The organism is Candidatus Nitrososphaera sp. 86-2 (genome assembly GCF_056726185.1).
Genome location: NZ_JBWZON010000001.1, coordinates 2,362,146 through 2,376,432, shown reverse-complemented (window position 1 = coordinate 2,376,432; position 14,287 = coordinate 2,362,146). Strand labels below are relative to the sequence as shown.

Below are 14,287 nucleotides of genomic sequence, written 5' to 3'. Positions count from 1 at the left end.
ATCATGATTGGCCATCAACCTCTTATTTTTCTCTACAGCGGAGGACTTTGCGGGTTACGTAATCCAGGAAATAGTCGAGGCGAAGAAGAGGATTCTTTCCCACACGCAGAGGTTGAACGAGGCAAGCAGACGATTTGATAGTTCACCAAAAGGCGACGGAAAGAAAAAACCAAAGTGGGGAGGATCAGAGTTGCTGGGAAATACAAAGCAGCAGGAGGTAGAAGGATTCAAGATTCTTGTCAATCCCACTCCCAATTACGAGCTTTCCATACTAGATGAAGCCATAAAATCGGTTCAAGATAGGCTAGAGGTGTTTGAGAGGATAGAGAAGCACTTGCTACCAATCTTGAAGAACCATGCCAAGATAACGGCAATTCTCGAAGATGAGCTTCCAATTGCTTTCATGTATAACGAAGAGCATTAAGAAGCAGAATTCTGAAGAGAATTAAAGGGCGGGACTCTAGCAGGGTTATGTACCGGCAGAGAAATAGAGCGGATGGATGGCATCTTTTATCACTAGCCCGCTAGGCGAGCTGGGACGAATCTTGGTGTTACTTGCGTTTCTTGGGATTGGCGGCTGGGCAGTACGATCTATTGTCAGGATATGGCTTCCCTTGCTAAGTCAGAGACATGCAAAAAAAGTTTCAGCACTGTAACTTTGTATACTTTGCATCTTCTGCACACATATATGATGATCCCGCGTGACAGGCATAATTTCTGATAGGATAATAACACAACATATAATGTATCGACGGCACGCTTGGAGAGGACAGAGAGTGGCTTGCCTTCAATACTTCTTTATAGCATCAAGGCAGTACTAGCTTGAAAAACAAGGCAAAGAGGTCGCCCACCACCAAGTTGATGGCAAATCCAACGCTAATGTACACGATGAACGGAAGGGCGGGCGTGACCCAAGTTTTTCTTTTGTTTTCTTCCTGCCGCTGTCTTTGTTGTTGCGACGGCGCAAAGTCATCATAGCTTGCAGGGTTGAACCGAAATTTCCTCTTTCCTGAATCATCAACCGCCTCCATTGCAAAGACGTACCTTCCAGGAGAACTTGAAGGAAAACCAACTGCAAATGCCAGTGCCCTTTTCATTCTGCCTTCTTCGCTCATTCCTTCAAAAATCGGAATTCCCTTGGCAACAGAAAGGGAATTTCTGACGACATTGTAGAGCATGGCAGTTGTCGAGGCAACAAGTGCATTAGAGAAGGTGCTGATGGCAGCAAAGTCATGGAAGGCAAAGCCTCCTGCACTGTACGTCGGAAGTATGATGGCTATTGCGACTAGAGCTTTGGGATCTGCACCCCCAAACAGGCCCGCCTTGTACGTGGCATACCCTATGGAAGATATCAGTGACATTCCTATGACATAGTGGATAGAAAAAGCGGTCCTGCTGCTTGCAGGGGTGTCGAGGAACTCTAGAGTGGTAAGAATTGCTCCCACTCCTCCAAAGATCAACCAGACCTTGTCAGGTATCTCTCTACTTCGGATGTCAAGAATTGAGGCTATCGCCAGCATGCAAGCACATGTAGCGATCCTCAGTTCAAGATACACCGCGTACACTCTCCGATCAGGACTTGTACCAGTCCAAGTCCGGCGCCCTGGCTTTCGCTTTCGCTTCCATCTTTGGCTTTATCACTTTAAGGTATGCCACAAATCCTCCTGCGCCTGCCGCGCCGACCAGGGCAAATATTACGACATAGCTATCTGCCCATTGTGCTTTGATGGCCTTTGGACCATCCATTACAATGTTTGCACTTTGCGACGCAGATTGGATGTCGCCGGTCCAGCCGTTGAATGACGAGCCTACGAGGAAGTTGCCTGCCGTAACTGAGCTTATTGAGACAGTGGCTGTCTTGCCCTCATCGTAGTAACCTCCGCCGCTTACCGTTCCCTTTTCGCTAGTAACTGCCAGAAGGTACTGGGCAGAGTACACTGCGGTGAATGTACTATCCCCTATCACGTCGGCTGTTCGCGTGTTTCCTGCGACAGCGCCGTCCGACCACCCTGCAAACTTGTACTTGGCGTCAGCTGCATTGATCTCTGCCGGGACTGTGATCTTGTACGTGCCCCATTTCACATCGGCCAGACTTGACGCGGAGTTGGGCTTGACATCAAGGGTTTTGGTCCCGCTTGGCCCTGATACCTTTGCCTGTAGCCGCACTGGCTGCCCGGCTTGTGTCTTTGCGTCGACGTTGATGGTAACAGTCTGATCGAGCTGGATTGTTGAAGTAAAGGTTACTTGCTGATATCCCGGCTTTGTCACGGTGAACGTTATCGAATTCTTTCCAGGCGAGGTTGGGACATATGTGGATTCGGCGTGTCCGTTCGCATCAGTGGTGCTGGTTGTGGTGTTGGCTGCAAGTCCACCGACTAGGACTGTTGCATTTGCAATGGGGAATTTGCCAGAGAGCACATCTACTGCCACAGGTACACTCTCAAAGTTGCCCTTTGACGGAAGCGCGGAAGACGGCGCGATTGTAAGGGGCTGTACAGTGGTCTCCAAGTCTGCCGATACCGTTTCAAAGCCCGTACTTGATGCAATAACCTTGGACTTGGCAGGAGACATGCTCGTAGTCAGTTCGCCGACGGCATAGCTTGATCCCTTCTTGATTGTCACTTCTTTCGCAGTAGTTACCGTGTTGGTCGAGGAAGAGAGGACTACATGGATGTCTGATGCTGCAGGGACGGGATTGCCGTTTGAATTCTGCAGCTGTACAAACACTGCATTGTACGTTTTGCCATCTGCAGGTAGTTTTGGAACTGTAGCAAGGCCAAGGCTGTATTGGGACGAGTCGCCGGTGAGGCCAACCGTCTTGAAGTCAATAGAACTTGACGCAAGTCCAGAAGCCTGCGCCGTGATCACGGTCTTGCCTGCCTTGGTCGTTGTATGCAGTTCTACCTGACCATAGCTTTTTCCTGCAGGGATAAACTGTGTGGGTTCGACTGAAGCTATTTCGGGATTGGAAGACGAGAGGCTCACCATCACGTCTTGTTGTGCCGCTGTCGGCTTCCCATTTTCGTCAAGGAGGCTAACTACAAGAGATCCCGTAGACTGGCCGTTGGCCAGTACAACGGAGGGCATTTGCATGGCTGCAAGGGAGAAGGGAGAAGAGCCTGTGGTGCTAACAAGCGCCATTCCAGAGGAATAGCCGCTCGAGAGCGCGGTAATCGTGCTTTCCCCGCTGTAGAAGGACGACTTGAACATCGTCTTTGCGTAATGCAACTCCCCAACCATGTTGCCGCCATCACTGAACGAGCCGACACCGGGGTTTGAGTTTGACAGCGTTATTGGAACGTAAAGGTAGCTCTTGTGTGAATAGATGTTGCCTGCGCTGTCAGTTACCTGGACGACTATTGCTGTCTTTTCGTTGTTGTTGGGAACAATCGTTGTCGGAAGAGCATAGACGTTTATCACCTTGGGGCTGCTGTCGCTTGCTTCATTGTGCTCTGTTGTGACAACTGTCGCAGCTCCAGAAGTGAGGCCAGGGGCCGAGGCAGATATGACTGCGCTGCCTATCTTGCCGTTTGAGTAGACCTTGCCGGTCGCGTAGGAATTGCCTGCCTCAATCGTTACAACATAATTGGGAACAGTAGCTACGCTTGTATCTGATGAAAACAGCGCGATAGACAATTGTTGTTTCGCAAGCACCGGGAAATTGCTGTCATCGCGGAGCTGTACGATAAAGTCCGAGTAGTATCCTACTGGAGCGGGCATGGTGGGCGGCGCCAATTCTATTACCAGTTTTGTTGCGGCAGAGCCCTCTGTCTCTACGCCCACTTTTGCCGGCGACAACCCGTTGGCAGACGCAATCACGTCTGCTTTGCCAGATAGGGTTGTTGGGCTAAAGTTGAAACCAACGCCACTGGCGCCTGCAGGGATGACTACGTACTTTGGAACAGTTCCGACCTTGGGATCTCCGGAAGACAGGTACACAGTTAGCGGGCTGTTTGTAATGGCAGGAATGTCACCCGAGTTCAACAGCTGGACGTACATCTTGCCCGAAAGCGATGGGTTTGAAAGGAAAGAGCTGGCGCCAGAGTAGACCGCCAGCTTGGTCGGCTCTAGCGAGCCGAGGTTTATTGTTTCTACAGATGCAGAGCCGGACGCGACTCCCTGGGAAACGGCTGTTATCTCTACCTTGCCTGCTTTGCTAGTGGACGTAAGTGTCGCTGTCGACATCGACTCTCCGCTTTTTATTGTCACCTTGTCCTGCAATGAAGCGACCGTATTGTCAGAGGTCAGCAGGGTGACATCGATGTCATATGGCGCCTCCCGCGGCTTGCTGTCCTTGGCTGTCTGCAGCTGAACCGTTACCAAGTAGTTATTGCCATCTGCAGGCAGTTTTGGCGCGATAGGGATAACGACAAGTTGAAAGGTATCGCGGTTATCAATGGCTGTTGTTGTAGTAGTAGCAGCCTGTGCAAAATTGGTTGAAATGGAGAGCAACGAAGCTGCCAGTATCCCTAGTAATACTAGGCCTGCGGCCTTGACCTTGGTTTTGTGCGCATCTTTTCCGGCGGTGGTAGTGATACTTTTGAAGCGACTGTCTCCAGCGGGATTCATTTCCAACAGGATTGTCGATCGTTGCTCAATGAAAATTGCCGGCTCATTATGAAAGGATTTTTCGAGCAATTACCTAATGAAATACTAGCGAATTATCCTAGGCTCAACATATAGAACCTAAACAGCTAACTATATGTCTAAAAATATTATCAGGCATTCAAAAAAACAGAGGATGATCGCAACCAGGACTAGTTTGCGTATGATGACAATGAGGAGAAGGAGGGGAGAGACAGAGAGAGATATTTATTCACACTCACGTCCCTATTGCTGACTTGACTCCTCTCTAGGCATATTTGCAAAAGCTTCGGCCTTTTGCATTTTAGGTGGAGTCGATAATCTTGTTGTTGGTTTCTCTCTTGCCAATCAGCTTCAACGATTCGCTCCAGATGAGGCCGCTTACCCCTTCTGTTGACTTTATCCTGTCTATTAGCATCATCAGATCTGTATTTGTCTTGAATATCACTTCGACCCTGAGATCAAAGTCGCTGCCTCCCATAGCCCGGCTAACCGAAGATACAAGGTCGCTCATGTCCAGAATTCCCTGCCCTATTGTTTCTATTTTCCCACTTGCCGTCGAAATCAGCAGCGTTGCATTTCTCCATCCAAGCTTCTCTATCTTGAGGGAATAGCGAGTCTCGATCAAGCCGTCTTGCAGCCTCTTCCTTCTTCTTTGAATAGTACTCAGAGGGATGTTCAATTCTCTGGATAGTTTAAGGGAAGATGTATGCCCCTGTGATGAAAATAGGTGGTGCAGTATAGTCTTGTCGGCACTTGTCAAAACCGGCATGGCGTTCTCATCTCTTTTTGGCCTGCCGGGCTTTCTTGGCTGATCACGAGTACTGTTAACCAAAACGCGTAAACCGTTCAAGAGGTTGGCCAGACCATCTATTGACAATGAGGCCAGCTCTTCTGTGTTAACTCCCAAACCTGCCAGTTCCTCCAAGATTTCATGCCGGGACTGGCACCCCTTGCCCAGTCCTTTAGACTTGAACGCCTCTATGCAGTCATTTTTGTCTGCGAGCGGGAGACCATTGAATTGTTCGGATGTTAGCGATGTTGCCACCGGTATCACTTTCTAGTCGACAATACTATACGATAATAATATAGCCTGAGTGCTCAAGGACAAGGCAGGGAATGAACATATTGGTCACCACACCTTATAGCAAATAGCTAAATTATTCACTAGTATATAATCTGTATAACTAATTTTCACATCAATTCCAATAATAGTCAACATGTCAGATTATCGCCGAAACAGGCGAATAAGATAAGCTTGTGGACAATTTAGCGTAAGATAACTCAAATCATCAGATCCAAGCAGACTGGTATACGTAAGTATTGGCAGAGGGCCCTGACATGTAAAATAGCCTCCTCTTTCCCTCCCTCAAGATAGAGAAAGTGAAAGTCCATCGGGATTAAATGATATGAGTGTCCTCATTATTTGCCTCTTTTGAACCTGTTGGTAATGTAGCTCGCACGTCGCTCAAGCTTTATGAAAAACGAGCTCCTGCAAAGATATGCGCATCCGTTCTTTACCAGAGACCAGATCGACGCGCTAACAGAGTATTTTGGCCTTGAAGACCATGACCTACTTGAGCCATTTCTCGACAGAGAGAATACGATGGAAGAACTTGACTACGCATTCGGTATTGCGGGACGCAGGAATGAAGATTAAGAAAAAAAAGACAACGTCTACAGATTCTCGAAAACGAGCACAACGAGCCAACAGGAATGAGTAAAGAAGGTTTTATTGTCGTCAAGACATCATTCCAAGACCAAGCGCCCGTGCATTTGTTCTGCGCAGATGGCAAAACCCACGTGCGCACAGTCGTTAGAGTTGCACTCCTTGCACTGCGGGATACCGTTAGAGATCTCGACTGAAACGTCCTTTTGTATTACATGGTCGCGCAAGAGTACGAGGCGGTGCGGTACGAATTCCTCTAGGCATATAGGCGTTGCAGAAGAGCCATTAGCTCGTGAGCGCTGCAGCCATACGCTGAAAGCAATCACTCCTTCGTCTACGTCATTGTTGGTGCGGCGAATTACTGTCAAGCTATTGTCCCACTCGCTTGCTCTTTCTGGCCGCGCCCGCGCTGCATGAGTCTGTACTTTTCCCAGCGGCCACAGCCGCACTCTTGAGATATTTCCTATGTTAAGCGTTAGGTGAGATAATGCTGACCCGTAGGTATTACTTTACTTAACAAGCCGATTGTACATTTCCACAGAATTCAAAGGTCAGATGGAACTTCTTGAAAAATCATGCACATTGTTCAGTCTAATTTAATAGCGTTTGCGGCAATCTGGCTTTGTGGAAGAAATCCACACGACGACAGTAATCAACACCCCGGCGTTTATGGTGTGGAACATAATTGCGGATTTTCCAAAGTATCCCGAATGGAACCCGTTCATACTAAAGATAAGCGGCGAACTAAAGATAAATTCCAAGCTTGAAATGGAGATGAAGCTTGCCAACGAGAAGGTCGTGCATGGCGAGTTCGTGGTGGTAGACGCAGAGACAGAGCGCGAAATAGCGTGGGGCGGAAAAAATGGAGGAAACCTCTTTGGCGTAGAGCACCGGCTTGCGATACAGCCCCTTGCGCACAACAGGGTGACGTTCCTTCAGACCGCGCGGTTCGGAGGAGACATTGTCTCGCTCGTAGCAAGGAACTTGCATCCGCTGCTTACCAAGCAGATTGAAAGCATGAATGCGGCCCTGAAGCAGAGGGCAGAAGAGAGTTGGAAGGAAGGCCCACTGCCCGGCGGCAGTAGTAGTGGTAGTATCAGCGGCAGTGGTGGCGGCAGTAGTTAGGCGGAAGAAGGGATTTCTACTTTTAGCTTTTTCCACCTGCTGTCTACGGCGGAAATAGCTTTGCCTGCCGATTTACTTCTTATCCCGTCAACGGCTATTGATGCCGCCAGCGCGATTAGGACTACAGATCCCAGTACGACAGACACAAGGCTTATAGTTTCCATTTTCTTTTCTTCCTTATAGCCTCACATGCGCCGCGCCAAACAGCTTTGCCTGTCTCCACTTCGCTACCCTCCACGCAGCTTCCATTGCCGCAAACGTTGGCACAAAGCCGAGGGCTATCCATGGAATAGATTCGAGCAGATTCATTACATCCTGATAAACGCAGGGATAAGGGATTAAGGATGCTAGCTCTTGGTTATTACCATTCTAAACGTGGTCAAAGTAATCATAAGCGGTTCGACTTCAGCCGGATGGCCGCTGACAAATCAAACGTGCGTGCGAAGTTTCAAAACCTCGTGTTAGCAAGCGATTAAACTGCATCATGTAGATCAAACCCATGGAACAAGAAATAATAGCATATACCTTGGAAGAAAGCAGGTGCGAATCATTTGGGGAACGCAGGTGCGGTTGCGGGTACTGCAATGTAGAGGGATAACCTGCAAATACAGTTAGAATAATGCGCTTATGGGACTTTATCGGGTCCCACGTTTTTTACGGGGATGCATGTATTAGCTAGTGCAAGATTTTGATTAGTAAATCAGGATGCCCGCTGTGCGGATGGCCGTCTAGCACTTGAGTCAATATCGTATTCGGCGGTGGACGCGCAACTGTCGCAGTATCTCTGGATTACTATGCAGTTTTCCAGCCTGAATAGCGCTTCTGTTGTAGCTTCTTTTGAGCAGGTTCCGCAGTATTGGGGCGGCTTGTACTTTACTGGCACGAAGGGCCTTGTCTCAAAGGGCTTTTGCATTTGATCAAAAAACAGGCTGCGGGCGTTATAACCACTGGGGAACTTTGTTCCTCAAAATTCGGTCGCGCCGGCCATAAATGCCGCTGCAGGCTGCTCCGCGCGCTTTTGATGTTAATATGTGCATGTTTTACGTTCACTTTGTCTTGATGAAAACTATCATGTAATTTTAGATAATTATTGTAGTAAATTCTAGATAATCACCAAAGAGTTAAAAGAATTGTTGATCAAGAGTACAAGATGCCAATAGACCCAGAGTTTCCGAAAAACCAACAGGTAATAGGGAAGCATATGCATTCGGACGGAGAGCACTTTCATTTTGTGTGGGGTCCGGGAAGGACGGCAGAAGCGGCGGAAAATGAAGACGTCAAAAAAGCGTACGAGGCAAGGGGCGAGCAGATCGTCCCGCTGGGCGTCCACGGCACCATGGTCGCCATCGACTGGGACTCGTGCATAGCCGACGGCGCCTGCATAGAGGCTTGCCCTGTCCAGGTGTACCAGTGGTACAGGACAGAGCAGGATGTGCCTGCAATAGAAATGCAAAATGCTACGAGCTCCGGCAAGGGCGAGGACCATTCAAGGGACGGGCGCCTGGATTTCACAGACAAGTCGGACCCGATAAGGGAACACGACTGCATCTGGTGCATGGCGTGCGTTTCAGTGTGCCCGCCGCAAGCGGTAAAGGTAGATCAGAGCAACCTGGAATATCATGAAAAGGCTGCAGGCACCTTTAACGCGGAACTGGCAAGCAGCTCTCAGGCTCCACCACACGCACACTAACGAAATAGCGACAAACAGAGCAGAGAGTCTTTTTTTGTCCCCCACTGCTCTTTTTTGAAACCAGTTGAATGTGTGTAAATGAGTATACAAGATACACCACGCTGACACAATAAAGAGGGCATTGATCTGATGACTTCTCTCTTTTTTCCAACCTTTGTTTCGTAGGAATCCTATGTTGCCTCAAGTAATGTTAGATAACCGCACACCTGCGACAGCGTATGCTTAAAGAGTTGCGAAGCGATTTGGCAAAAGCAGGCATAGGCAATTTTTGCAGGATTGTAAATTTTTTAAAATGATGTTTTTCAGTAAAGTGACGAAATGGGAATAATCAAAGAAGTTTGGAGATGTGTTTACTGCAACAAGGACGTGGGTGGAAGTGAGGGGGCACTGAGATACCATCTCAAGAGAGCGCACGAGGACGTTGCTCGGAAGGAATAGTAATAGTGGTCCCTTGACCACATTTTTCTTTGTCAAACTCTTCTGTTGCTAACGGTCGAAAAGGTACAGGTCTTTGATGTTGCATAACTTGTGGCAGTTCGGGCACTCGTACGTTTCCTCATCATGTTTATTCAGGTCGGCTATTAGAAAGTCAAACTCGCAGAAAGCGCAGAGTGCATGTTTCAAGAAGAATGTTCGATGCAAAAACCAATACAACCTCTAATTAACTTGATCTAGCCAATTTCCTAGTGTCATCGAGCCTTGAACAGCAGGGGCAGGCTCTTTACGCCATACAGGAACACGCTGCCGTTTATGGGTTCGAGATTTCTTGGCTTGGTGTCTAGCTCAATGTCCTGCAGACGGCGCAGCAGCGCTTCCATGGCAATGTGTCCTTCCAGACGCGCTAGTGGCGCGCCCAGGCACAGGTGAATCCCTGCCCCAAACGCGATGTGCGGGTTTGGGTTGCGTGTGACGTCAAATTCCTCCGGGTTTGCAAAAACAGCCTCGTCGTGGTTTGCAGAGCCTATCCACGTGACGATTCGCTGGCCGGCCTTCACGGTCTTGTCCCCGACCTGCACGTCTTTTGTGGTGAACCGGACCAAAGCCTGCACCGGAGAGCGGTAGCGTAGGGTCTCCTCAATTGCAGGCGCCAGCATGGAAGGCAGGTTGTCCGTAACCTGCGCCAGCTGCTCCGGGTGTTCCAGAAGCGACCACGTGCAGTTGTTGATGAGGTTCACAGTAGTTAGGTGTCCTGCCTGCAAGAGCAGGGCGCAAAAACTCAGTATGTCCTCTTGCGAGAGTTTTATCTTGTCAGTCTCTGCCTTGAGCAGCTGCGTCACGAGGTCATGCCCTGGCTTTTCCCTCTTTTCAGCAATGACTTTCAGAAAGTAATCATCCATTTCCTTCTGCAGTCGTTGGAACTTGGCGTTGCTCCGGTCGTTTGTCTCAATTGCCTCGTCTATGGATTTCAAAAGCTCGTCGGCCCACCTCTTGAAGAGATCCCTGTCCTTGGCGGGTATGCCGAGCAGTTCTGCTATCACGGTCACGGGCAATGGGTACGAAAAGTCCCGCACGAGGTCCATCGAGCCTTTCCTTATCACCTCGTCTATCATGCCGTTTGCGATTTCTCTTATCCGTGGCTCCAGCCTCTCGATGGTAGTAGTGCTGAAAGCCGACGAAATCGTGCCGCGCAGGTATCTGTGCTGCGGAGGATCGTATGACAGCAGTGAGCGTCGAAAGGGGCCGCTGGCTTCCGGCTCCGACGCCTTTGTAAAGTCTGAGGAAAAGTCTACAAAGTTGGTAAGGATTTTCTTTATATCGTCATACCTGAAGGCGTTCCATATGCCGGCCTTTTCATCGTATTTGATAGGACTGTTCTTTCGCATGTCAGAGTAAAAGGGAAACGGGTTTAATTTTGCGTCAAGCTGCGAGCTCGTGCTTTTCTGCATCCAGATCAAATTCACAAAAAAAACTATTATGAGTTGCGTCTTTCCTAGAACGGCCTTAGGCGCGCAAGTAAGGTAATTTCATTCTCTTTTTTGAAAAGACAGCGTTGTTGGTAGGAAAAAAAACACCAACACAATTCATGCCGAGACCAGTACGCTCGTCCTTTTATGGCGGATTATGCGACGTCTCAGCTGAGCGCCTTCTCTGCTTCGCCGAGCTTGGCGTTTATGGTAGAGATGAATGCCGTCAGTTCGTCGGCAGGGACCTTGTCGCGGATCTTTTGTCTCAATTCTTCTCTCAACATGTGCTCTATCTGTTCCATGAGGTCTTTGTGGCCTGCTCCAGCGAGTGGCGCCTCCACATTCTCAAAGTTGTCCAGATACGCCTGCTCTGCAAGCATTTCGGCCTGCGTGTAATTCCCAGTGTTATAAGCGCCTTGGAGTTCGCCCAAGAGCTGTTTGATGTTGGCAATGTATTGGAGCGGAGTCCTTGTCGCTCCTTCAGTACTAGTCGCGTTGCCCTGTGCAGATACCGATTTGCCCACGGACGCCGCGGAAAATATCAAGAGCGCGGCAAACGCCAGACTTGTGGCAGCAAGCCTAGTGGTTTTTCTTTTATTATTATTCATGGAGAGAAAATTTGATTGAAAATAATATAAGTTGAAATTTGATTCTCGTAACCGAAAATTGGCGTCATATAAAAAACGAATTATTTTTCAGCATTATTTCCATGAAGGCGTCACTATGAGTATCTTAGGCAATCTTGATAATCATGATTTATACTCAAGTTTTAAGAATCATGATCGCGTTTTTGTAGCGAGATGATATCGATGCTGACAGAAAGCACAAAGTTCATGGTGTTAGCAGCTCTATCGCTGGCCATGGTTGTGACGCCGGCGCTTGCTTTTGCGCAGCAGGTGCCGGCCGGCCCAGAGAGTACCCAGGCAGCGGCAGGTGCCATAAGCCTAAGGCAGGGGGCTGTGGAATTTCTTAACAACAACCTGAATGCGACGCTGTTTGACGCTGTCGAGACGGCAGAAAGCCAGGTTCAAAACAGCACCGCGGTTGCGGGCCAGATTGATGCGGTTGAAGGTTACTTGGCATACAACATTACAGTGGCAAATACCGACAGCAATGTCATCTACAATGTGTTCGTCGATCCAAGCAACGGAAAGGTAATCTCGACTTCTGTGGGACCGTCCGTGAATGCCGTTCGCCTTCCCGCAGGCTTTGAAGACCTGAATGCGACGCTGGTCGATGCCATGGACTTGGCAGAAAAGAGAATTCAAAACAGCATATCAATTGCAGGCCACTTTGAGCCTGCGCAAGGAGGCGCGCTGGTATACAGCATCACGGTGGCAGACCTTGACAACGGGGTGCTTTACAAAATAGACGTCGATGCGGCCACGGGAGGCATAACCTCTGTATCAGAAGGGACGCCCATTGGCGACCTAGGAATCAGAGGCATTTTCGGACAGAGTGCCGAGGAGGCAAAGACAGAAACGGGCGGAGGCACGCCGTAGCGGTTCCGGTACGGACGTTCCTTGTGCGACAATGGCGTATTTTTTGGTACATTGCAGCAAAATGTCGCACAAGGCCCGTAGGCTATTGTCTCTGGCATCTTTCTCACACATTACTATCTGCTCAAGAAAAGGCAGCGAAAAAATGAGGGGAGGAGGGAGTAAAGGTAGAGGAGGAGCATAACAGGCAACAGACAATCGATCATGGTTAGCTTGGCTTGCTCTTTTTCACGTGCACAGCACCTGAGACAACCCTCGAATTTGAGTGCGGTATATTATGCTGTGCTTAGTTGCGGGTATGGCGTATAACGCTTCAAGACTACAAAATATATACGCGAGACAATTAACAGAAGGTAAAACTCCGCCCACGTCAATCCTTCGGCTGACGCGGGCAGAGGATTAGACGGACCGGCCATGTCATTTGCCTGATAAGGCGTCCATGGTCGATCACCGTATCTTGGATAGCAGAATAATAATGGGTATCTAATGTCAACATTTCCGTTTATCACTGGAAAAATGAATCACCGAATGAGCAAAACCAGACATTAGATTGAGGACAGACAACAACTTGTTAGGCTTCCTTTGTGTATTTTGCACACAACCATTAGCCGTTCGTCTTTTTGCTATTTGGAGAGAGGAAAGCCGGAGCGGAGACGCGTGACTAGAGCGTTAAACCTACCTTGGCAAAAAGAGATTTGCTTTAGAGAATAAAATTATTGCAATGTACACGCGTATCATAAATCTAACGGTTTCATGTATTTAACCGATGAAACCAATATTGAAGGGATTAGACCAGTTATTGATGGACACGGCTGCCAGCATATGCGCGAAGGAGGATATTGATTTCAATTCTCTCGATGCGCGAGCGCAAAGAGGCCTGCTCTACTACTGGTGTTCAAACTGCAGCAAGATTTACCCACTAAGCGAGCTATTAGTAGCAAGAAGAAAGAATATCTGTAGCCATTGTATGGAAAGGGTCAAGTTATACAGTAACAGCAACAAATACGGCAAGATTCGCCGCAATATTCTCTACAAACTGTGGGATTTAGATGAAATGAAGTGTATTTCAGGTGCTCAAAACTAATTCACACGGAGGAACGCAGGCGAAAGAGGACTGGAAAATTATTCGAGACATTCCCGGACATCTGCGTCCGGGACCTCCTTTATTTGGCTCTCAAGATGGTTTGCCTTTTTACCAGCACGCAAGAGACCAAGATTGATGATGGTATCTCTACCATAGACCCTTGCTAATTATGACGTAGTTGATTTTCGCAGGATCAGCAATTCAGGCTATTTAATGCCATCAAAATTCAGCAGTAGAAGTCAAGAAATGATTTACCGACCCCTCTGGATGGCAGCGTTTGCGCTACAAATGAGAGCTCTGTGTCCGCTCGAAGAGTTTTGAAGCCTTGATGCAAATATAGTAAGTTAATCCATGAAGAACGTTTAGCAACAGGGTATTACCATGGGAACCATCGGGCAAACGGTTCTGCGCTTGAGAATATTTCAGAGAAAAGAAGCGCGATAATAGGTTAAATGAGTTAGGTGTACAATGCAGTTCAGTTGCGCAAAAAATGCAGAATCTCATTAATAGTGGTTTTTTGATATGAGTATATGGAACAACCACAACAAATAAGGCAATATTTGCCCGGAAAGAACGCGATAAAATCTAACTGTACATTATGTTCAAAAGAAGCGAGCGTAGAGGTATTGACTGAAACACTGGGATACATAATGCTTCAAAGATATTGCAAAGACTGTTTTCCAGATGGAGTCAAACAATGAAATCACCTGGTGCGACGTTTGTTCTTGAATT

General features: G+C 48.2%; 13 protein-coding genes. 5 read left to right on the top strand and 8 right to left on the bottom strand.

Annotated elements, in window-relative coordinates; genetic code table 11:
* The first annotated feature begins 7 nt into the window (after window positions 1-7).
* Window positions 8-424 (top strand): hypothetical protein, encoded by a 417-nt coding sequence (locus tag ACYOR7_RS13950; protein WP_479914335.1) that lies wholly within the window; start codon window positions 8-10, stop codon window positions 422-424.
* A 382-nt stretch (window positions 425-806) separates the two neighbouring features.
* On the opposite strand, the gene ACYOR7_RS13945 is transcribed toward ACYOR7_RS13950, so the two are convergent.
* From ACYOR7_RS13945 to ACYOR7_RS13935, 3 genes are all read right to left on the bottom strand, one after another.
* A complete protein-coding gene (locus tag ACYOR7_RS13945) occupies window positions 807-1,520 on the bottom strand; it encodes an A24 family peptidase (protein ID WP_479914334.1) in 714 nt (237 codons plus the stop codon).
* Between the two features lie 52 nt (window positions 1,521-1,572).
* A complete protein-coding gene (locus ACYOR7_RS13940; protein ID WP_479914333.1) occupies window positions 1,573-4,569 on the bottom strand; it encodes a carboxypeptidase-like regulatory domain-containing protein in 2,997 nt (998 codons plus the stop codon).
* 319 nt (window positions 4,570-4,888) lie between these two features.
* Window positions 4,889-5,641 carry an Lrp/AsnC family transcriptional regulator gene (locus ACYOR7_RS13935; protein ID WP_479914332.1) on the bottom strand — a complete coding sequence of 251 codons (753 nt, stop codon included), beginning with the start codon at window positions 5,639-5,641 and terminating at the stop codon, window positions 4,889-4,891.
* A 420-nt stretch (window positions 5,642-6,061) separates the two neighbouring features.
* Between ACYOR7_RS13935 and ACYOR7_RS13930 the strand changes: the two genes are divergently transcribed.
* Window positions 6,062-6,244 carry a hypothetical protein gene (locus ACYOR7_RS13930; protein ID WP_479914331.1) on the top strand — a complete coding sequence of 61 codons (183 nt, stop codon included), beginning with the start codon at window positions 6,062-6,064 and terminating at the stop codon, window positions 6,242-6,244.
* An 89-nt stretch (window positions 6,245-6,333) separates the two neighbouring features.
* Here the strand turns inward: ACYOR7_RS13930 and ACYOR7_RS13925 are convergent, their stop codons facing one another.
* Complete coding sequence (locus tag ACYOR7_RS13925) at window positions 6,334-6,621, bottom strand: hypothetical protein (RefSeq protein ID WP_479914330.1); 288 nt, start codon at window positions 6,619-6,621, stop codon at window positions 6,334-6,336.
* Between the two features lie 238 nt (window positions 6,622-6,859).
* Here ACYOR7_RS13925 and ACYOR7_RS13920 point away from each other — a divergent pair, with 238 nt between their 5' ends.
* The gene (locus ACYOR7_RS13920) at window positions 6,860-7,378 is read left to right on the top strand and encodes an SRPBCC family protein (RefSeq protein ID WP_479914329.1); all 519 of its coding nucleotides are present in this window, start codon (window positions 6,860-6,862) and stop codon (window positions 7,376-7,378) included.
* Here ACYOR7_RS13920 and ACYOR7_RS13915 read toward each other — a convergent pair.
* Window positions 7,375-7,542, bottom strand: coding sequence for a hypothetical protein (locus tag ACYOR7_RS13915; protein ID WP_479914328.1), 168 nt, complete (start codon window positions 7,540-7,542; stop codon window positions 7,375-7,377). The two genes, ACYOR7_RS13920 and ACYOR7_RS13915, sit on opposite strands and share 4 nt — an antisense overlap.
* Before the next feature lie 13 nt (window positions 7,543-7,555).
* Window positions 7,556-7,687: a hypothetical protein gene (locus ACYOR7_RS13910; RefSeq protein WP_479914327.1), complete on the bottom strand. Its 132-nt coding sequence runs from the start codon at window positions 7,685-7,687 to the stop codon at window positions 7,556-7,558.
* 841 nt (window positions 7,688-8,528) lie between these two features.
* On the opposite strand from ACYOR7_RS13910, the gene ACYOR7_RS13905 reads away from it, so the two are divergent.
* The gene (locus tag ACYOR7_RS13905) at window positions 8,529-9,068 is read left to right on the top strand and encodes a 4Fe-4S dicluster domain-containing protein (RefSeq protein ID WP_479914326.1); all 540 of its coding nucleotides are present in this window, start codon (window positions 8,529-8,531) and stop codon (window positions 9,066-9,068) included.
* A gap of 689 nt (window positions 9,069-9,757) precedes the next feature.
* On the opposite strand, the gene ACYOR7_RS13900 is transcribed toward ACYOR7_RS13905, so the two are convergent.
* Together ACYOR7_RS13900 and ACYOR7_RS13895 are read right to left on the bottom strand one after the other, a co-directional pair.
* Window positions 9,758-10,954, bottom strand: a complete 1,197-nt coding sequence (locus ACYOR7_RS13900) for a cytochrome P450 (protein WP_479914325.1) — start codon at window positions 10,952-10,954, stop codon at window positions 9,758-9,760.
* 185 nt (window positions 10,955-11,139) lie between these two features.
* Window positions 11,140-11,580 (bottom strand): hypothetical protein, encoded by a 441-nt coding sequence (locus tag ACYOR7_RS13895; RefSeq protein WP_479914324.1) that lies wholly within the window; start codon window positions 11,578-11,580, stop codon window positions 11,140-11,142.
* Between the two features lie 201 nt (window positions 11,581-11,781).
* Between ACYOR7_RS13895 and ACYOR7_RS13890 the strand changes: the two genes are divergently transcribed.
* Window positions 11,782-12,474, top strand: a complete 693-nt coding sequence (locus ACYOR7_RS13890) for a PepSY domain-containing protein (RefSeq protein WP_479914323.1) — start codon at window positions 11,782-11,784, stop codon at window positions 12,472-12,474.
* The last annotated feature ends 1,813 nt before the right edge of the window (window positions 12,475-14,287 follow it).